Below are 18016 nucleotides of genomic sequence, written 5' to 3' on the forward strand. Positions count from 1 at the left end.
CTTTCTATTGCATTCCCATAAAGTTCTGCTGATTTTGCTGGTTTAAATGAGCAAGCAGCTGTTCGTAGTGACGCTGATGCATTTGGCCGCATTGCTCGAAGTGTGTTTTTAGCTCCTGGTCCTGGCATTGCTGCGCGTAAAAATGCGCTTTTTTACAGGCGAGAAGGTTCCAGGTAAGCATATCTGTTAAGTAAAGAGCATCCTTAGTGGAAATAACCGCAGGAGGCTGCTGCATAATGCCCTGCTGGTTCTGCATATTCATATTTTGCTGTTGCATTAATTGTCCCTCCAATTCTTTTAGCCTATAATAGCTTCAATTCTTTTCGAGGATATCTTTCCTCTGAAAAACGTTTGCTATTCTGCAGAAGATGAATTACCTATATACATAATGGAAACTATAAAAGGCTGACGGCAGCCAGCCTTTAAACAGCGTGTTACCGCTTATATTGATTATTTTGGCTATTCCTTTTTTTAGGCCCTTGCCTTTCAACGGTAGGACCTGCATCTCCCTGGACACTTGCAGCGCTGACTCCTGCTTTGGAAGGATCTTTTTTCATTTTTCCCATTTCTTTCACCTCCGTAACGAACAAAAAATGTTTCCTTTTTAGAGTGTCCAAAACACCTATTTACATTTCGCATAAAATATATAAATTACTTTGAGCCATGAAAAATTTCAAAACATTTTTAAATTTCCGCTTAAAATCATTGCGTAAATTTTGCAAATATTTTATAGTTATAACTAACAGAACTCATTCAGAAGAGATGCATATTTTTTTTGAGAATAAAATGAATGAGTATTCATTCAAAAAAGTTAAAGGGGGAAATAAAGTTGATCCAACAAATAAAGAAGGCGGCAGTTTTAGGCTCAGGGGTCATGGGTTCAGGGATCGCAGCCCATCTGGCCAATATCGGGATCCCGACATTATTATTGGATATCGCGCCTCGCGAATTAACGGATGCTGAAAAGGCAAAGGGGCTTACTCTTGAAGATAAAGCAGTCCGCAATCGAATCAGTGAAGGAAACCGCCAAAAATTATTAAAACAAAAACCGGCTCCATTAACTTCCAAAAATAATATTGCGTTAGTTGAGGCAGGAAACTTTGAAGATGACATGGAGCGTCTAAAGGATGTCGATTGGATTATTGAAGTTGTTGTGGAGAACCTCGCCATTAAGAAGCAGGTTTTTGAAAAGGTGGACCAATCCCGCAAGCCAGGAAGCATCGTCAGCTCCAATACGTCTGGAATATCTGTAGAAGCAATGTCAGAAGGGCGCTCGGAAGATTTCCAAAAACACTTTCTTGGAACACATTTCTTTAATCCTCCTCGTTACTTAAAACTTCTCGAGGTCATACCTACTAAAAACACTTCTTCCGAAGTGCTGTCATTTATGAAGCAATTTGGAGAAGATGTACTGGGAAAAGGAGTAGTTGAAGCTAAAGATACACCAAACTTTATCGCCAACCGAATCGGCACTTATGGCCTGCTGATTACAGTGCAGGAGATGCTAAAGGGCGGGTACAGTATCGGTGAAGTAGATTCCATAACTGGTCCGCTGATTGGCCGCCCGAAAAGTGCTACATTCAGAACACTTGATGTAGTAGGGCTTGATACATTTATACACGTGGCAAACAATGTTTATGACCAGGTAGACGGGAAAGAAAAGGAAGTATTTGAAGTTCCGGGCTTTATGAAAGTTATGCAGGAAAAAGGCTGGCTTGGAAGCAAGTCAGGGCAAGGATTTTTCTTGAAAAAGGGCAAAGAGATTCTTGAACTGAATCCTGAATCTCTGGAATACGGTCCGCGCAAAAAGCTTAAGACAGCTTCGACTGAATTGAGCAAGCAGGAAAAAGGCACTCCTGGAAAATTGAAAGCGCTTGTATACTCAGATGACCGCGCAGGCCAATTATTGTGGAACATCCTGAGTCCGGCTCTTCTTTACTCGGCGCAATTACTCGGCGAAATAGCTGATGATGTAACAGCAATAGACAAAGCGATGAAATGGGGCTTTGGCTGGGAATTGGGGCCATTTGAAACCTGGGATGCCATTGGAGTAGGGAAATCTGTCCAGAAGATGGAAGATGCAGGTGAGGAAGTGCCGGCATGGGTAAAGGATATGCTGGAAAAAGGCTTTGATTCTTTCTATAAAGAAGAAGAAGGCAAGCAATATTTCTATCACAATGGCGAGTACAGATTAATCGAGGAAAACCCTAAAGCAATCAACTTGAAACAGATTAAAAAGCAAAAAGGTGTAATTAAAAAAAATACCGGTGCAAGCCTGATTGATTTAGGCGATGGTGTTGCATTGCTTGAATTCCATTCGCAAAGCAATGCCATTGGACTGGATATTATCCAAATGATCAATTTTGCAGTGGATGAAGTGGAGAAGAACTACAAAGGACTTGTTATCGGGAATCAGGGCAAGAATTTCTGTGTAGGCGCCAACCTCGGAATGATCCTCATGGAAGCGCAGGATGACAATATTTATGAATTGGATATGGTAGTCCGTCAGTTCCAGAATGCCATGATGAAAATTAAGTACAGTGCGAAACCGGTAGTTGCTGCTCCATTTGGCATGACACTTGGCGGCGGGGCTGAGGTTTGTCTGCCGGCAGCACATATTCAGGCATCAAGCGAAACATATATGGGACTTGTTGAAGTGGGGGTAGGCCTGATTCCAGGAGGAAGCGGTAACAAAGAGCTCTACATTAAGCATCTTAAAAATATGCCAAATGGTGTGGAATTTGACCTTCAAAAGGTTGCCAATAAAGTATTTGAATCGATTGCAATGGCAAAGGTTTCAACATCAGGCGAGGAAGCTAGGGATAATAACTTTCTGAACCTGGCAGATGGCATCAGTGTGAATGGTGACCATCTCCTTTATGATGCAAAGCAGGCAGTTCTTGCTCTGCACAAAAAAGGCTATAAGCCTCCTGTAAGGAAGAAGGTGCCGGTTGTCGGCGAAACAGGATATGCAACACTCCTGCTTGGAGCGCAGGCAATGCTCTACTCAGGGTATATCTCAGAGCATGATCTAAAAATCGCGAAGAAGCTTGCTTATGTAATCGCAGGCGGAAAAGTGCCATACGGTACAGAAGTGGATGAGCAATATTTGCTTGACTTGGAGAGAGAAGCATTCCTAAGCCTTGTAGCTGAACCGAAATCACAGCAGCGGATGCAGCACATGCTCTTAAAAGGGAAACCGTTGCGTAATTAAAGTAATAGTTTGAGACATTAAGAGAAAGAGAGGGAAAATAATGAGAGAAGCGGTAATAGTTGCAGGTGCCAGGACACCGGTCGGAAAAGCCAAAAAAGGTACGCTTGCAAACGTCAGGCCGGATGACTTAGGTGCACTTGTAGTAAAGGAAACCCTTAAGCGCGCAGGAAATTATGAAGGAAACATCGATGATTTAATTATCGGCTGTTCTATGCCTGAAGCCGAACAGGGGCTGAACATGGCAAGGAATATCGGAGCTCTTGCCGGACTTTCACATGAAGTGCCGGGAATAACCATTAATCGCTATTGTTCTTCAGGCCTGCAGGCAATTGCTTATGCAGCTGAAAAAATCATGATTGGCCATGCTGATACAATCATTGCAGGCGGAGCGGAATCTATGAGCCTTGTGCCGATGATGGGGCATGTAGTCCGCCCGAATGCCAAACTTGCCGAAACAGCCCCCCAATACTATATGGGTATGGGACATACAGCTGAAGAAGTTGCAAAGAAGTATGGCATTACACGAGAAGACCAGGATGCATTTGCGGTCAGAAGTCATCAGAGAGCTGCACAGGCAATCCAGGATGGCAAATTTGAAGAAGAAATTGTGCCAGTAGACGTAACGTTTAGATCCGTTGGAAAAGACAATAAGCTTAAAGAAAAAACAATCCAGTTCCGCCAGGATGAAGGCGTCCGTTCAGATTCCACAGTTGAAACACTCGGAAAACTGCGTCCGGCATTCTCGGTAACCGGCAGTGTCACAGCTGGGAATTCATCGCAGACAAGCGATGGAGCTGCAGCAGTAATGGTAATGGACAGGGAAAAGGCGGAGTCTTCTGGGTTGAAGCCAATGGCTAAATTCAGAAGCTTTGCAGTAGGCGGTGTTCCTCCTGAAATCATGGGTGTCGGTCCAGTTGTGGCCATCCCTAAAGCATTAAAGCTTGCAGGGCTGGAGCTTTCTGATATCGGTTTATTTGAATTGAATGAAGCTTTTGCGTCCCAATCCATTCAAATTATCCGTGAGCTGGACTTAGATGAAGAGAAAGTAAATGTAAATGGAGGGGCCATTGCACTTGGACACCCGCTGGGCTGTTCCGGTGCCAAGCTCACTCTATCTCTAATTCATGAAATGAAGCGCCGCAATCAGCAATTTGGAGTTGTAACAATGTGCATCGGTGGCGGAATGGGCGCAGCCGGAGTATTTGAACTTTTATAAATTGAGCAGGAATTTGGAGAGAAGCCAAAGGCTTCTCCGCAAAACAGAATGGAGGAAATAAGAAAATGTCAAACCAAACTGAAAACCTTATCAAAGGCGGAAGCTTTTTAATCGAAGATGTTTCCTATGACCGGGTTTTTACGCCTGAAGACTATACAGATGAGCAGGTTATGATTGCTAAGACGACTGAAGATTATGTTGTAAATGAAGTTGTTCCGCAAATTGAGCATCTGGAAAACCACGAATTTGACCGTTCGGTAAAGTTATTGAAGCAAGCTGGAGACCTCGGACTATTAGGCGCAGATGTTCCAGAGGAATACGGCGGACTTGCTTTAGATAAAGTTAGCTCTGCACTTATAGCCGAGAAAATGGCGCGTGCAGGCGGCTTTTCCATCTCGCATGGTGCACATGTTGGAATTGGTTCCCTTCCAATTGTTCTTTTCGGAAATGAAGAGCAAAAGCAAAAATACCTTCCTGCATTAGCTACCGGCGAAAAACTTGCTGCTTATGCATTGACGGAGCCAAGCTCAGGTTCTGATGCTCTTGGAGCAAAGACGACTGCCAAGCTGAATGCAGAAGGTACGCACTATGTATTAAACGGGGAAAAGCAATGGATAACGAATGCAGGCTTCGCAGATGTATTCGTAGTATACGCAAAAATTGACGGTGAACACTTCTCAGCATTTATCGTTGAAAGGGAGTTCCCGGGTGTTTCTGTAGGAGCAGAAGAAAAGAAAATGGGAATTAAGAGCTCTTCTACCCGTACGTTAATTCTTGAAGATGCCCAGGTGCCAAAGGAAAACCTTCTTGGTGAATTTGGCAAGGGACATGTGATTGCATTTAATATATTAAATATTGGCCGCTATAAGTTAGGTGTTGGAGCAGTCGGCGGTGCGAAGCGGGCATTCGAACTTGCTGTTCAATATGCCAATCAGCGCCAGCAGTTTAAGACACCAATCTCTCAGTTTAATTTGACAAAAGAGAAACTGGGAACAATGGCTTCTAAGATATATGCCGCTGAAAGTGCAGTATACCGGACTGTAGGCTTATTCGAGGACCGTATGAGCAAGCTTTCGGACGAAGAAGTGAAAGATGGAAAAGAAGTGGCGAAGTCAATCGCTGAATATGCTATAGAGTGCTCCATGAATAAATTCTTTAATACGGAAGTCCTCGACTATGTAGTAGATGAGGGTGTTCAGATCCACGGAGGCTACGGTTTCATGGCTGAATATGAGATTGAAAGAGCTTACCGTGATTCACGCATTAACCGTATTTTCGAAGGAACAAACGAAATCAATCGTCTATTGGTGCCGGGCACGTACCTCCGCAAAGCATTAAAAGGAGAGCTTCCATTATTCCAGAAAGCCCAGGCACTGCAGGAAGAGCTTATGATGTTGATGCCTGAAGAGCCTGGTGACGAGCCGCTTGCACAGGAAAAATATCTGGTGAAAAATGCAAAGAAAATCGGCTTGCTTGCAGCTGGTTTAGCAGCACAGAAGTACGGAAAAGCTCTTGAAAAAGAACAGGAAGTGCTCGTGAACATTGCGGATATTATATCAAATGCTTATGTAATGGAGTCGGTTGTTCTCCGTACGGAAAAGGCTATTGAAAAGGCAGGGCTTGAAAAGAACAAGCAAAAACTTCTTTACACTCAAATCTTCTGCCAGGAAGCATTTAACAAAATCGAGCAGGATGCAAAAGAAACACTTGTGGCAGTAGAAAACGGCGATGCTCTGCGCATGATGATGTCAGCACTTCGCAAATTTACCCGCCACACCCCAATCAACGTCATTGCAAAGAAGCGTGAAGCATCAGAAAAACTGATCGACGCGGAACGTTTTACAGTTTAATTGATCTTAGGCTCTCTTCATCATGAAGGGAGCTTTATTTTTTGCCAAAAATAACCCTTCAAAAAATTTTTTTTGCCAGAAGGATAATATAGAAATTTGTCGAATATAAATTTGGAGATCAATGTTATGCTTTGTCATCCATTTATGTTACTATTCAATTAAAAGGCAGCAATTTTGGATAAGCCTGAATTTGCTAAAATGGGTGGTGAAAAAATGGCGTTGACTTTTTATTGGTATCCTAAATGCGGGACATGCCGAAAGGCCAAGAAATGGCTTGATGAACATAATCTGTCCTATGAAGAAATACATATAACAGACAATCCGCCTTCTCGAAGCGAACTTGAAACGCTTTATAAAAAGAGCGGTTTAGAACTGAAAAAGTTCTTTAATACGAGTGGTCAAAAATACCGGGAACTCGGACTGAAGGACAAGGTGAAGACCTCTATGGAAGAAGAACTGCTCGATATTTTGGCAACAGACGGCATGCTGATTAAGCGTCCGCTGCTGACAGATGGAGAAAAGGTAACAGTGGGCTTCAAAGAAGAGGAATATGAAAAGACATGGCTTTCCTAAGCGCTGGACTTTAGCCTTTTAAGCCATATTTAACCATGAGATCGATTTACTGATCATAAATTGAAATATTAATTTGGAGGGATACATAATGAGCACACCAAAAGAATTACGTTATTCAGAAGAGCATGAGTGGGTAAAAACAGAAGATGGGAAAGTACGTATCGGGATTACGCATTTCGCGCAATCAGAACTTGGTGACATCGTATTTGTTGAGCTTCCTGAAGTTGGCGATGAGCTAAATGCAAACGAGCCATTCGGAAGCGTAGAATCTGTAAAAACAGTTTCTGAACTTTATGCGCCATTAAGCGGTAAAGTGGTTGAAGTAAATGAAGACCTTAACGACAACCCTGAATTCGTAAACGAATCCCCATATGAAAAAGCATGGATGGTTGTGGTGGAGCCTTCAGATTTAAGCGAAGTAGAGAGCTTGATGACTGCTGAGCAATATGAAGAAATGACAAACGAAGACTAATGTATGAAAGCCGGTTCTATAAGAACCGGCTTTCATGCTGTTTATGTAACTGAGGGGCTGATCAAGGGTTCTGCTATTAGAATTTGTATCTATGTACTTCGAGACCTGTCTAGCTCCAGCGCCTACCCCCTCGAGGTCACAAGCTTGTCTAGTTGCGGCTCCTAGGGACTCGAGACATAAGCCAATCCCTTCCAGAAGGAAAGAACACCTTCTTGCAGGGCTCGTCTTATGCTTGTCGTCCCTGAGCAATCGCCTCCACATTTCGGTTTGTCTAGTTGCGGCTCCTGGGGACTCGGAAGCATAAGCCGATTCCTTTCAGAAGGAAAAACGCCTTCTTACAGGAACCGTCTTATGCCTGTCGTGCCTGGGCAGTCGCCTCCACATTTCAGGCAATCCTCCCAAAAAGGCAAAGGACGCCTTTCTGTGAGGCTCGTCTTGTGATTGTCGGGGTGGACAAGGCGCTTGCGCTTTTCTAACTGGCTTTAATTGCTATTTTTTCTTTTGCAGAGAAAGGGCAAACTATAGATACCCAAAAGCATGAAAGGATTGGTTACCCATGACATTGAATCAGCAGAAAATCGATATTACAGATCGGGTTGTCGGCAAGCTTAAAAGTAATGGGATTGATCTTTATCTTGAGAACGAAAAAATTGGCCAAATCAGCCTTCCTGAAGGCTCTTCCTTTAACCTGGCCCATCATTTTGAGACCGACCACCAAAAAATATATCAGAATGTCTCCGTTCCAGATAAAGCGCAAGAGCGCTACACAGACTGTGACGAAGGCGGCTGGTGCTGACTACTGTAAACAGCGGAATGGATTCCGCTGTTTATTTAATAGGATAAAGCAATATTACCGGGCATACAATGAAATAGGCTGTTTAAGAGTACTACAATGATTATTTTTCTTCAAAAATATTTCCTTTATCAAGCTGTAGAATAATATGTAAAATCAGCGCAGTCCTAACCTCCAATATGGGCAGGAGATTCACACCATAACCGAGAATATTGAATATATTAAGATAAGTACCAATGTAAGACTGGTTTTTTAAATTTGGCTGTTTTGTAAACTTTGCTTACGATAAACTAAGTTTGTCAACTGAGTTGATTGGGGCGGAGGGCACTTGATCCTCGAAAAAGCTTCCGCATTTTCTTTGTACAGATGCTAATTCAGGAAGCTTATTCAATATCCTGCAGGAGGCTCTCATTTCTCCCAGCGGAAATCAACGGGATATTTACAATCTAAGATCAATCTCATGAGTAAACAGCTAACATTAAAGCAACAGTTTCAAAATAACTCCTTTCAGGTGATGACGATGAACGAGGGAATTCCGGAAAAAGTTATTATTGTCGAGGGAAAGTCAGATAAAACGAAGGTTAAAAACATAATAAGAGAACCTGTAGAGATTATCTGCACAAATGGAACAATAAGCATTACCAAGCTGGATGAATTAATTGACACACTGTTTGATAAGGATGTATATATATTGGTGGATGCCGATTCAGCCGGTGAAAAGCTGAGAAAACAGTTTAAAAGGGAATTTCCAGAGGCAGAGCATCTATACATCGATAGAATGTACAGAGAAGTAGCGACAGCACCGGAACATCATTTGGCTACAGTGCTGCTGGGAGCTAATATTGACGTTTATACACAATATTTAGACAGATAAAGTAAGGATGATAAAATGCAGGAATGGTCGCAGCTGGAGATTGAGGAAGCGGTTAACGGGCAAGAAACTGCCCTTATCTATTTGTACACGCCTATGTGCGGAACCTGTCAGATGGCAGGAAAGATGCTGACAGTTACAGAACAATTGCTGCCTGATCAAAAGATTGGGAAAGCGGACTTAAATTATATGCCGCAATTGGCTGAACAATGGGGAGTGGAAAGCGTACCTTGTCTTCTCATCTTTAAAGAAGGAAATTTACAGGAAAAATTATATGCATTCCGATCAGTTCCCTATTTGTTGGATAGAATCAGAAGCATCTATTGAGAAAGCCAGGAGCAAAGCTTCCTGGTTTTTTGCATTTTAAAAAAATATAGAAATTCGCCTTTTCAATATTCTAAATATATTTACAAAATCCTTTTGAAAGAGTATGATACTTAGGGAATCGAAATAAACATACAGTGCAGGAAGGGATCCGGATGGCATTTTACAAGGAGTGGGCAGGCCAATTTAAAGGCTATAACCGCAATATAAAATTGGCTTTTATGGCGAATATCCTTACACAAATAGGCTTTGGGATATTCATGGTAATCTATAATTTTTACATAAGGGAGCTTGGCTACTCCGAAAGTGTGAATGGGCAAATCATATCTATGACTGCACTCGCCACAGCACTGATTCTTGTGCCGGCAGGAATCGCAAGCGACCGAATTGGAAGAAAAAGAGCGATGCTGTTCGGGGCTGTTGCAACGGGTGTCGCTATGCTTTTCAGAAGTATGGTTGAAATGCAGGAACTCCTGATTTTATTTGCCTTTTTTACAGGGCTGACTACAGCATTTCTGCAAGTATCCGGCATACCATGGCTGGCTGAGAATTCTAAGGCTGACCAAAGGGTTCATTTATTCAGCATCCATTTTGCCATTATGACGGGTGCAAATGTAATCGGAAACTTAAGCGGAGGCATCTTTACGGATGTATTTTCTTTATTTGTGGACCAGCTCACCAGCATCCGGATTACACTTCTGATTGCAAGTGTTTTCTTCATAGCAGGCCTTGTTCCCATCCTTCGTTTCGCAGAAGCTCCGAAAGATAAAAACGATGTAAGAGGCATAAAAGGTTTTTCGTTCAAAAACCTATCCGCTAATAATGAAGGCGTCAAAATTATCGCCATGTTTGCTTTTGCGCAGCTGCTGATAGGAATTGGAGCAGGACTGGTTATCCCTTATCTAAATCTATACTTCGCAGACCGTTTTGAAGCTTCCAATTCAGCCATTGGCATTATTATTTCATTAGGGCAGGCTGCCACAGCTTTTGCTATGATTATCGGCCCGGTTGTGGTAAGGAAGGTGGGAGAAGTCAGAGCAGTTGTAATCCTGCAGCTCATGTCACTTCCTTTTCTGCTTTTAACTGCTTATACAGAGAATCTTTGGCTGGCTGCCATCGGCTTTTTGTTCCGGCAGGCATTAATGAATGCTGGAAACCCAATACAAATGTCGCTGATGATGTCTAGGGTAAATGATTCGATGAAAGGGCTGGCAAACTCCGTTAATCAGATGGTTTTCAATCTGGGCTGGGCTGTAATGGGGCCTATTTCAACAGGAATTGTCATGAGATATGGAGATTATTGGGGATATGCACTCGTATTCTCCATTACAGCTTCTTTATATTTGATTGGCTCTCTCTATTTTTTCTTTGTTTTCAAAAACTATAAAAAGACAAAAACTGCATCACCTTCCGTAAAAACAGTATAATCTGACATATTTCTCGGGAAATGAAAGACAATGCCTAATAAACAGGTATTGTCTTTCTGGTTCTTCCAGAATTAATAAATTTGAAATGCGAGAACTGTCTGGCTCCAGCGATCTTCTGATTTTGTCGAAAGAAAATTAAAGGATTGAAGCCATTTATTACTGAATATTAAAGATGATAAACCCATTAAAAGAGGTGAGGCTGTGAAGGATTTACCTGATGTATTTATCCGGGAATTAAAGTCTAAAGGTCATCTTGGATACTTTTTAAGAAAATCAAATTTCTCTTTGCTTATTAAGGCGGGAAATATAAGCATTCCTCTGGAAATTATGAATGGGGAAATCCGGAAGGCCAGTCACACCAGTAATTTTGATGTGGAGGTCTCGGGCTCTGAAGAAGCTGTGCTGTCACTGATTTCAGGCGAGTTAAAGTTAAGGGATGCTATTTTCCAAAATAAAATAAAGATGGAAACCACCTTCAGAAAAAAATTGCTCCTCGAATCCTTTTTCTGTTTAGGGAAAATTTCATATCACAATACTTGACCATTTTTTAAATAGTATGATAATATCGTTTTAATATCAATTAACTGAATATTCTTATCAAGAGAGGCGGAGGGACTGGCCCAGCGAAGCCCGGCAACCGGTAAAGTACACGGTGCTAAATCCAGCAGAGCGGGATGCTCTGGAAGATAAGAAGAGACGATAAAACCCTCTTCTTATGAAGAGGGTTTTTTCATAATATCAGACTTTTTTCTTTGAAATTTGATAACTGTCTAGCTCCAGGCACCTTGCATTTTTCTTAGTTTTTCGATAAGAAATACTAAAATTTTTATAGAGGAGAGAAAGCAATGACTGATAAACAAAAAAAATACCGTTTTGAAACAATTGGAGTGCATGGGGGACTGAAGCCAGACCCTGTAACTGGCGCAAGGGCGGTACCGATTTACCAGAACAATGCTTACCAGTTCAAGAATACAGATCACGCTGCAGATCTCTTTGCTCTTAAAGAGCCAGGATATATTTATAGCAGGATACATAATCCGACTGTAAGTGTATTTGAGGAAAGAGTGGCCTTGCTTGAAGGAGGAGTTGGTGCCCTGGCTCTTGCAAGCGGACAATCTGCCATTACGCTTGCCATTTTAAACATAGCTGAAGCAGGGGATGAAATTATTGCTGCGTCCAATTTATATGGCGGTACTTATAATTTGTTTGCAGTCACACTTCCCAAGTATGGAATTAAAGTGAAACTGGTTGATCCAAAAGAGCCGGAAAATTTCCGTAACGCGATTACAGATAAAACAAAGGCCATCTTTGCCGAAACGATAGGGAACCCAAGCTTAAAAATCCTGGATATTGAAAAGGTAGCAGCAATTGCACACGAGAATGGTGTGCCGCTGATTGTCGATAACACTTTTGCTACACCTTATCTATGCAGGCCGATCGAACATGGGGCTGACATTGTTATACACTCTGCGACTAAATGGCTGCTCGGCAATGGAACAACAATGGGAGGAATTATTGTAGACGGAGGAAAATTTGACTGGAATTCCCATAAGTTCCCGGGCTTTACAGAGCCAGATCCCAGCTACCATGATATTGTCTATAGCGAAGCAATTGGCGAGGCGGCTTATATTATCAAAGCACGCGTACAGCTTTTGAGAGACTTAGGGCCTGCTATGAGTGCGCAAAGTGCATTTCAATTCACATTGGGGCTTGAAACTTTGCATGTACGGATGAAAGAGCATGTTGCCAACACGAAAAAAGTAGTGGAGTATCTAGAGGCGCATCCAGCTGTTAATTGGGTCCTGTATCCTGGAAATGAAAGCCATCCGGATAAAAAATTGGCGGATAAATACATGCCGAAAGGAGCAGGAGCTGTGGCTGTGTTTGGAATTGCTGGCGGAAGAGAAGCAGGTGCCAAGCTAATAAACAGCCTGAAGCTTTGGGCACATGTGGCAAATGTCGGGGATGCAAAGAGCCTGATTATCCACCCTGCAAGTACAACTCACCAGCAGCTTGATGAAGAAGGTTTAAAAGCTGCGGGAGTGCCGGAGGATCTAATTCGAATTTCTATCGGAATCGAGAATGCGGAAGATTTGATTGAAGATCTGGAACAGGCGATCGAAGCAGCTGCAGGCATTACATCACTTTCTGCAAAAGCATAAAGGAAAATTTACCATTCATTTTTTTCCGAAAGTTTAAAATTTCTTCGTTGACACCTTTTTGATGGCTATGATACGATAGCAAACGTAATTAATAAACTGCTTAATTTATTAAAATATTAATTGAATATAAATCGTTACGCTCTTATCAAGAGAGGTGGAGGGAAGTGCCCTATGAAGCCCGGCAACCGTCAATTATTTGAAATGGTGCCAATTCACTCAAAGCATAGCTTTGACAGATGAGAGAAAGGACTTAATTTTTAATGCCTTTCTGCTCATGTGCAGAAAGGCATTTTTGCTTTTAGCGCATGAAAGCCTATAAGGAGTAAAAAATAGGGGAATATAAGCAGTCTAATAATTATAATCTGTATCTTTCGATTAAAGAGGTGACAATTCACGTTGATTTCTATAAAAGATGTACAGAAGATTTTCTCTTCAAAAAAAGGCCAGGTAAAAGCTGTTGACAATGTAAACCTGGAAGTAAAGGAAGGAGAAATCTTCGGAGTTATCGGATATAGCGGTGCAGGTAAAAGTACCTTGATCCGCATGCTGAATGGGCTGGAGCTTCCTACCCATGGCAGTGTGACAGTTGCAGGAAATGAGGTTTCAAAGATAAAGGGAAGCAAGCTAAGAAAAGCGCGTCAGGAAATAAGCATGATCTTCCAGCATTTCAACCTATTATGGTCGAGAACGGTAAGAGAGAATATCGCTTTTCCGCTTGAAATTGCTGGTGTTTCCCGGCAGGAAAGGCTGAAAAGGGTAGACGAGCTCATTAAACTCGTTGGCCTCGAAGGAAGAGAAGATGCCTATCCTTCCCAGCTCAGCGGCGGTCAAAAACAAAGGGTTGGAATTGCTAGAGCCCTTGCCAACAATCCAAAAGTACTGCTTTGTGATGAGGCGACATCTGCACTTGATCCGCAGACTACAGATTCCATTTTGGAGCTGCTTGTTGACATCAATGAGCGTCTGGGCTTAACGATTGTCCTAATTACTCATGAAATGCACGTTATCCGTAAAATCTGCCATCGGGTTGCAGTCATGGAAGGCGGCCGAATTGTTGAAATCGGGCCTGTATTGGATGTATTTAGGAATCCCAAAGCTGTGATTACAAAGCGGTTTGTACAGCAGGTGACAGAGCCTGAAGAAACTAAGGAAACGATTGATCATCTGGTCGATTTGTATCCAAAAGGAAAAGTAGTGCAATTAGGGTTTGTCGGCGAATCAGCTGAACAGCCGTTGATTACAAACCTGATCCGTAATTTCCAGGTAACCGTAAATATCCTTCAAGGAAAGATTTCCCAGACACAGAATGGTTCTTACGGTACTTTATTCATCCATGTTGATGGAGAAGCAGAGGAAGTTGCAAAAGCCATTGAATTTATTCATTCTCAGCAGGTTGGCGTGGAGGTGATTTCCAATGCTTAACGAATGGTTTCCAAATGTGAAATGGGATTCCATGTGGGAAGCTACAATGGAAACCCTATATATGACAGCTATTTCTGTTCTCGCAACTTTTATTTTAGGTGCAATTCTGGGATTGCTGCTCTTCCTGACTTCCAAGGGTAACATCTGGGAAAACGCAGCAATTAATAAAGTTATTTCTGCTTTCGTCAATATATTCCGCTCAATTCCGTTTATTATTCTGATCGTGTTATTGATTCCATTTACCAAGTTTCTTCTAGGAACAATGATCGGGGAAGATGCAGCACTGCCTGCATTAATTATTGGTGCCGCCCCTTTTTATGCCCGTATGGTGGAAATAGGCTTGAGGGAAATAGATAAAGGTGTAATTGAAGCGGCCAAGTCTATGGGGGCAAAAACAAGCACGATTATCTGGAAGGTTCTGCTTCCGGAATCAATGCCCGCCCTTGTTTCAGGAATTACCGTTACAGCCATCGCGCTTGTTGGCTACACGGCCATGGCCGGTGTCATCGGTGCTGGCGGACTTGGAAACCTTGCTTACCTGGAAGGATTCCAGAGGAGCCGCAGTGATGTGACGCTTATGGCGACTGTCATTATTCTAATCATCGTATTTATCATCCAGTTTATTGGAGATATCATAACAACTAAATTAGACAAACGTTAAGGAGAGATTCATATGAAAAAATGGTTATCACTTGCTCTTGCACTTGCAGTAGCACTTGTTCTTGCAGCTTGCGGAACGTCAGAAGAAGACGGCAATGCCGGTGAAGGCGGAGAAAGTAAAGAAAGCACTAAAATTACAGTAGGGGCTTCCAACGTCCCACACGCTGAAATCCTTGAAGAGGCAAAGCCATTACTTGAAGAAAAAGGCTTTGAACTTGATGTTGTACCATTCCAGGATTATGTATTGCCAAACCAGGCTCTTGAGTCTAAGGAGCTGGATGCAAACTATTTCCAGCACATTCCTTACCTTGAGTCACAGAAAGCTGAACATGGATATGATTTTACAAATGCAGGCGGAATTCATATCGAGCCAATCGGAGTATATTCTCAAAAATATAAGAGCCTTGACGAACTTCCTGAGGGTGCATCTATCATCATGAGCAACTCAGTAGCAGACCATGGCCGTATACTTTCCATGCTTGAAGCAGAGGGACTTATTACTTTAAATGAAGATGTAGAAAAAACCGAAGCAACTCTGGAAGATATTAAAGACAATCCTAAAAAGTTAAAGTTTGATACTGAATATGAAGCTTCACTTCTTCCTCAAATCTACAATAATGAAGAAGGGGATGCAGTCCTGATCAACTCCAATTATGCAATTGATGCCGGATTGAATCCTCTTAAGGATTCAATTGCAATTGAAGACAAAGATTCCCCATACGTAAATGTAATTGCTGTCCGCTCAGGCGATGAAGAAAAAGAAGGAATTAAAGCTCTTGTAGAAGTGCTTCGTTCTAAAGAAATTCAGGATTTCATTCTTGAAAAATATGAAGGTGCCGTTGTACCGGTATCTGAGTAAGAGTTAAAAAAGCAGGCGTCTATGCGCCTGTTTTTTTTATAGTATAGGTATAATTTTTGAACGTCGATAACAGTCCAGTTCTAGCGCCTGCCTCCTCGAAGGTCGGGAGTGGGCAGGGCGCTTCCGCTTTAATTGCCATATCTCAGGCCCGCTTCCCGTATAGATTGAATAGTAATCAAACATACTAACCTTGAAACTATTTCGAAATGGAGTGAAGCCGAATGGAACATTATCATGAACCTTCAAACTCGATAGAAGCAGCCCTTCATGACTATAAAGTTGGATTGGGTGTTTTCACTGAAAAAATGCCTGATTTAGCACAGCATTATAATGCTTTTACAGAAGCCTGTTTTAAGGAAGGGGTTTTATCCCAAAAGGAGAAGCAGCTGATTGCCCTTGGAATCAGCTTATATTCTCAGGATGAATATTGCATTATTTATCATACGAAAGGATGCATCGATCAAGGTGCGTCAGAAGAAGAAATTCTAGAGGCAGTAGGAGTTACTGCAGCTTTTGGCGGCGGTGCCGCAATGAGCCAGGCGGTTACGCTTGTCCAGGAGGCTATGACAGAATTAAATCAGCAAAATCATTAATAAGCAGCTCCTGCTCAATAGCAGGAGTTTTATTTTTTTTATGGTAATTTCAGAAAATTATTGAAACAACCATTAATCCAGAGGATATGGCCAGTATTTTAAGAATGCGCATTATGAAAGCGCCTCATGGGTTCTCGTTCCTTATTTTGCTAAAAAAATCAGGTTTTTTCCGCTTTGTGCGGGGTATATGGTGAGTGTTAAGATTTTAGATGTAAAACTAAATGCGAAAGCATAAAAACCGAAAGGATTGATTCATTATCAGTCAGTTACAGCTGAACTACACGAGTGAAATGGAAAAAGCTATGCAAGCTGCCCATGGAGTTGGATATGAAGTGTACAGCCGGAAACATGATATTCGAATGGAAGTTGAAAAAAAACGCGAAGAAGATTATCTTCAAAGCCAGCGCTTAGTTGCAGATCTTGAAAGAAAAATTCATTCCTAGGTTAATGGTATATATAATAATGAAGAAAATAGAAACCAGTGCCAATTATGCACTGGTTTTCTTTTTTGCAATACATGAAATTACAGTCCCGGGAAAAAATAGATAGGACATGCCAGGTTCCCGGTTATTTTCACTTTGATGCCATTAAGTTAATATGATAAAATCTATATTTACAGGCTTTCTAAACATTTTTGTTTGAAAAGTTTGTTAATGGTCTTAAAGAGTTGCTATGACATTTGATTTGTTATAAGATTGTAATGAGAATAAAATGAGAATAGAGATTTGCGGCTGCAGGCCGATTTACAAATCTTCTTTTATTGACGGAGGTATATATTATGGCAGGATCAGTACTTACAATTAAAGACCTTCATGTTGCTATTGAGGGAAAAGAAATATTAAAAGGTGTAAACCTTGAAATCAAAGGCGGAGAAATTCACGCCATTATGGGGCCGAACGGTACAGGTAAATCAACTCTATCTTCTGCAATCATGGGCCATCCTAAATATGAAGTTACACAGGGAAGCATCACATTAGATGGTGAAGATGTTCTTGAAATGGAAGTTGACGAACGCGCACGAGCGGGCCTATTCCTTGCAATGCAATATCCAAGTGAAATCAGCGGTGTAACAAATGCCGATTTTTTACGTTCTGCAATTAACAGCCGCCTTGAGGAAGGCAATGAAATTTCTCTTATGAAATTCATCCGCAAAATGGACAGCAAGATGGAATTTCTTGAAATGGATCTTGATATGGCTCAGCGTTATTTAAATGAAGGCTTCTCAGGCGGTGAAAAGAAGCGCAATGAAATTCTTCAATTAATGATGATTGAGCCTAAAATTGCGATCCTTGACGAAATTGATTCCGGTTTGGATATCGATGCATTGAAGGTTGTTTCTAAAGGAATCAATGAAATGCGCGGCGAAGAGTTTGGCTGCTTAATCATCACACACTACCAGCGCCTTCTAAACTACATCACTCCTGACCATGTTCACGTGATGATGCAGGGACGCGTTGTAAAATCTGGCGGTCCAGAGCTTGCACAGCGCTTAGAAGCTGAAGGGTATGACTGGATTAAAAAAGAACTGGGCATTGAAGACGAAACAGTTGGGCAAGAAGCGTAAGCGTTAGGGGGATCAC

At 41.9% G+C, this 18016-nt stretch carries 19 protein-coding genes and 2 riboswitches; of the genes, 17 read left to right on the forward strand and 2 right to left on the reverse strand.

Annotated features, from left to right (window positions below; genetic code table 11):
- Positions 1–4: 4 nt before the first annotated feature.
- Positions 5–277, reverse strand: a complete 273-nt coding sequence (locus MKY20_RS07005) for a hypothetical protein (protein WP_009331749.1) — start codon at positions 275–277, stop codon at positions 5–7.
- A 157-nt stretch (positions 278–434) separates the two neighbouring features.
- The gene (locus MKY20_RS07010) at positions 435–566 is read right to left on the reverse strand and encodes a YuzL family protein (protein WP_019383262.1); all 132 of its coding nucleotides are present in this window, start codon (positions 564–566) and stop codon (positions 435–437) included.
- Between the two features lie 266 nt (positions 567–832).
- On the opposite strand from MKY20_RS07010, the gene MKY20_RS07015 reads away from it, so the two are divergent.
- From MKY20_RS07015 to sufC, 17 genes are all read left to right on the forward strand, one after another.
- Positions 833–3214, forward strand: coding sequence for a 3-hydroxyacyl-CoA dehydrogenase/enoyl-CoA hydratase family protein (locus MKY20_RS07015; RefSeq protein ID WP_034296266.1), 2382 nt, complete (start codon positions 833–835; stop codon positions 3212–3214).
- A gap of 40 nt (positions 3215–3254) precedes the next feature.
- Entirely contained in the window at positions 3255–4430 is a 1176-nt protein-coding gene (locus MKY20_RS07020) for an acetyl-CoA C-acetyltransferase (RefSeq protein ID WP_009331747.1), read from the forward strand.
- Between the two features lie 65 nt (positions 4431–4495).
- Positions 4496–6280 carry an acyl-CoA dehydrogenase family protein gene (locus MKY20_RS07025; RefSeq protein ID WP_251175021.1) on the forward strand — a complete coding sequence of 595 codons (1785 nt, stop codon included), beginning with the start codon at positions 4496–4498 and terminating at the stop codon, positions 6278–6280.
- 213 nt (positions 6281–6493) lie between these two features.
- Positions 6494–6853: an arsenate reductase family protein gene (locus tag MKY20_RS07030; protein WP_026041835.1), complete on the forward strand. Its 360-nt coding sequence runs from the start codon at positions 6494–6496 to the stop codon at positions 6851–6853.
- A gap of 88 nt (positions 6854–6941) precedes the next feature.
- Positions 6942–7325 (forward strand): glycine cleavage system protein GcvH, encoded by a 384-nt coding sequence (gene gcvH / locus MKY20_RS07035; protein WP_251175022.1) that lies wholly within the window; start codon positions 6942–6944, stop codon positions 7323–7325.
- 556 nt (positions 7326–7881) lie between these two features.
- Positions 7882–8121: a YusG family protein gene (locus MKY20_RS07040; protein WP_009331743.1), complete on the forward strand. Its 240-nt coding sequence runs from the start codon at positions 7882–7884 to the stop codon at positions 8119–8121.
- A gap of 517 nt (positions 8122–8638) precedes the next feature.
- Complete coding sequence (locus MKY20_RS07045; RefSeq protein WP_034296067.1) at positions 8639–8992, forward strand: toprim domain-containing protein; 354 nt, start codon at positions 8639–8641, stop codon at positions 8990–8992.
- A gap of 15 nt (positions 8993–9007) precedes the next feature.
- On the forward strand, positions 9008–9316 hold the full coding sequence (locus tag MKY20_RS07050) for a thioredoxin family protein (protein WP_217033893.1): 309 nt from the start codon (positions 9008–9010) through the stop codon (positions 9314–9316).
- A gap of 152 nt (positions 9317–9468) precedes the next feature.
- The gene (locus tag MKY20_RS07055; RefSeq protein ID WP_251175023.1) at positions 9469–10740 is read left to right on the forward strand and encodes an MFS transporter; all 1272 of its coding nucleotides are present in this window, start codon (positions 9469–9471) and stop codon (positions 10738–10740) included.
- A gap of 201 nt (positions 10741–10941) precedes the next feature.
- Entirely contained in the window at positions 10942–11280 is a 339-nt protein-coding gene (locus MKY20_RS07060; protein WP_217026113.1) for an SCP2 sterol-binding domain-containing protein, read from the forward strand.
- A gap of 51 nt (positions 11281–11331) precedes the next feature.
- Positions 11332–11433, forward strand: a riboswitch (SAM riboswitch).
- Between the two features lie 152 nt (positions 11434–11585).
- On the forward strand, positions 11586–12902 hold the full coding sequence (locus MKY20_RS07065; RefSeq protein WP_251266884.1) for an O-acetylhomoserine aminocarboxypropyltransferase/cysteine synthase family protein: 1317 nt from the start codon (positions 11586–11588) through the stop codon (positions 12900–12902).
- Between the two features lie 139 nt (positions 12903–13041).
- A riboswitch (SAM riboswitch) is annotated at positions 13042–13145 on the forward strand.
- A 153-nt stretch (positions 13146–13298) separates the two neighbouring features.
- A complete protein-coding gene (locus MKY20_RS07070) occupies positions 13299–14324 on the forward strand; it encodes a methionine ABC transporter ATP-binding protein (RefSeq protein WP_009331737.1) in 1026 nt (341 codons plus the stop codon).
- Positions 14317–14985 carry a methionine ABC transporter permease gene (locus MKY20_RS07075; RefSeq protein WP_009331736.1) on the forward strand — a complete coding sequence of 223 codons (669 nt, stop codon included), beginning with the start codon at positions 14317–14319 and terminating at the stop codon, positions 14983–14985. Before MKY20_RS07070 ends, MKY20_RS07075 begins: the two co-directional genes overlap by 8 nt.
- Before the next feature lie 12 nt (positions 14986–14997).
- On the forward strand, positions 14998–15843 hold the full coding sequence (locus MKY20_RS07080; protein WP_009331735.1) for a MetQ/NlpA family ABC transporter substrate-binding protein: 846 nt from the start codon (positions 14998–15000) through the stop codon (positions 15841–15843).
- A 221-nt stretch (positions 15844–16064) separates the two neighbouring features.
- Positions 16065–16436 (forward strand): carboxymuconolactone decarboxylase family protein, encoded by a 372-nt coding sequence (locus MKY20_RS07085; RefSeq protein WP_009331734.1) that lies wholly within the window; start codon positions 16065–16067, stop codon positions 16434–16436.
- Positions 16437–16726: 290 nt separating this feature from the next.
- A complete protein-coding gene (locus tag MKY20_RS07090; protein ID WP_009331733.1) occupies positions 16727–16879 on the forward strand; it encodes a hypothetical protein in 153 nt (50 codons plus the stop codon).
- A gap of 335 nt (positions 16880–17214) precedes the next feature.
- On the forward strand, positions 17215–18000 hold the full coding sequence (sufC, locus tag MKY20_RS07095) for a Fe-S cluster assembly ATPase SufC (RefSeq protein WP_009331732.1): 786 nt from the start codon (positions 17215–17217) through the stop codon (positions 17998–18000).
- The last annotated feature ends 16 nt before the right edge of the window (positions 18001–18016 follow it).

The organism is Cytobacillus sp. FSL W8-0315 (genome assembly GCF_038002905.1).
In the GTDB taxonomy this organism is placed as follows: domain Bacteria; phylum Bacillota; class Bacilli; order Bacillales; family Cytobacillaceae; genus Cytobacillus; species Cytobacillus pseudoceanisediminis.

Excerpts from the sequence above, each read along its gene's own strand:
- MKY20_RS07005 (WP_009331749.1), bottom strand. The coding sequence starts at position 277 with ATGCAACAGCAAAATATGAATATGCAGAACCAGCAGGGCATTATGCAG.
- MKY20_RS07010 (WP_019383262.1), bottom strand. The coding sequence starts at position 566 with ATGGGAAAAATGAAAAAAGATCCTTCCAAAGCAGGAGTCAGCGCTGCA.
- MKY20_RS07020 (WP_009331747.1), top strand. The coding sequence starts at position 3,255 with ATGAGAGAAGCGGTAATAGTTGCAGGTGCCAGGACACCGGTCGGAAAA.
- MKY20_RS07025 (WP_251175021.1), top strand. The coding sequence starts at position 4,496 with ATGTCAAACCAAACTGAAAACCTTATCAAAGGCGGAAGCTTTTTAATC.
- MKY20_RS07030 (WP_026041835.1), top strand. The coding sequence starts at position 6,494 with ATGGCGTTGACTTTTTATTGGTATCCTAAATGCGGGACATGCCGAAAG.
- gcvH (WP_251175022.1), top strand. The coding sequence starts at position 6,942 with ATGAGCACACCAAAAGAATTACGTTATTCAGAAGAGCATGAGTGGGTA.
- MKY20_RS07040 (WP_009331743.1), top strand. The coding sequence starts at position 7,882 with ATGACATTGAATCAGCAGAAAATCGATATTACAGATCGGGTTGTCGGC.
- MKY20_RS07045 (WP_034296067.1), top strand. The coding sequence starts at position 8,639 with ATGAACGAGGGAATTCCGGAAAAAGTTATTATTGTCGAGGGAAAGTCA.
- MKY20_RS07050 (WP_217033893.1), top strand. The coding sequence starts at position 9,008 with ATGCAGGAATGGTCGCAGCTGGAGATTGAGGAAGCGGTTAACGGGCAA.
- MKY20_RS07055 (WP_251175023.1), top strand. The coding sequence starts at position 9,469 with ATGGCATTTTACAAGGAGTGGGCAGGCCAATTTAAAGGCTATAACCGC.
- MKY20_RS07065 (WP_251266884.1), top strand. The coding sequence starts at position 11,586 with ATGACTGATAAACAAAAAAAATACCGTTTTGAAACAATTGGAGTGCAT.
- MKY20_RS07075 (WP_009331736.1), top strand. The coding sequence starts at position 14,317 with ATGCTTAACGAATGGTTTCCAAATGTGAAATGGGATTCCATGTGGGAA.
- MKY20_RS07080 (WP_009331735.1), top strand. The coding sequence starts at position 14,998 with ATGAAAAAATGGTTATCACTTGCTCTTGCACTTGCAGTAGCACTTGTT.
- MKY20_RS07085 (WP_009331734.1), top strand. The coding sequence starts at position 16,065 with ATGGAACATTATCATGAACCTTCAAACTCGATAGAAGCAGCCCTTCAT.
- MKY20_RS07090 (WP_009331733.1), top strand. The coding sequence starts at position 16,727 with ATGGAAAAAGCTATGCAAGCTGCCCATGGAGTTGGATATGAAGTGTAC.
- sufC (WP_009331732.1), top strand. The coding sequence starts at position 17,215 with ATGGCAGGATCAGTACTTACAATTAAAGACCTTCATGTTGCTATTGAG.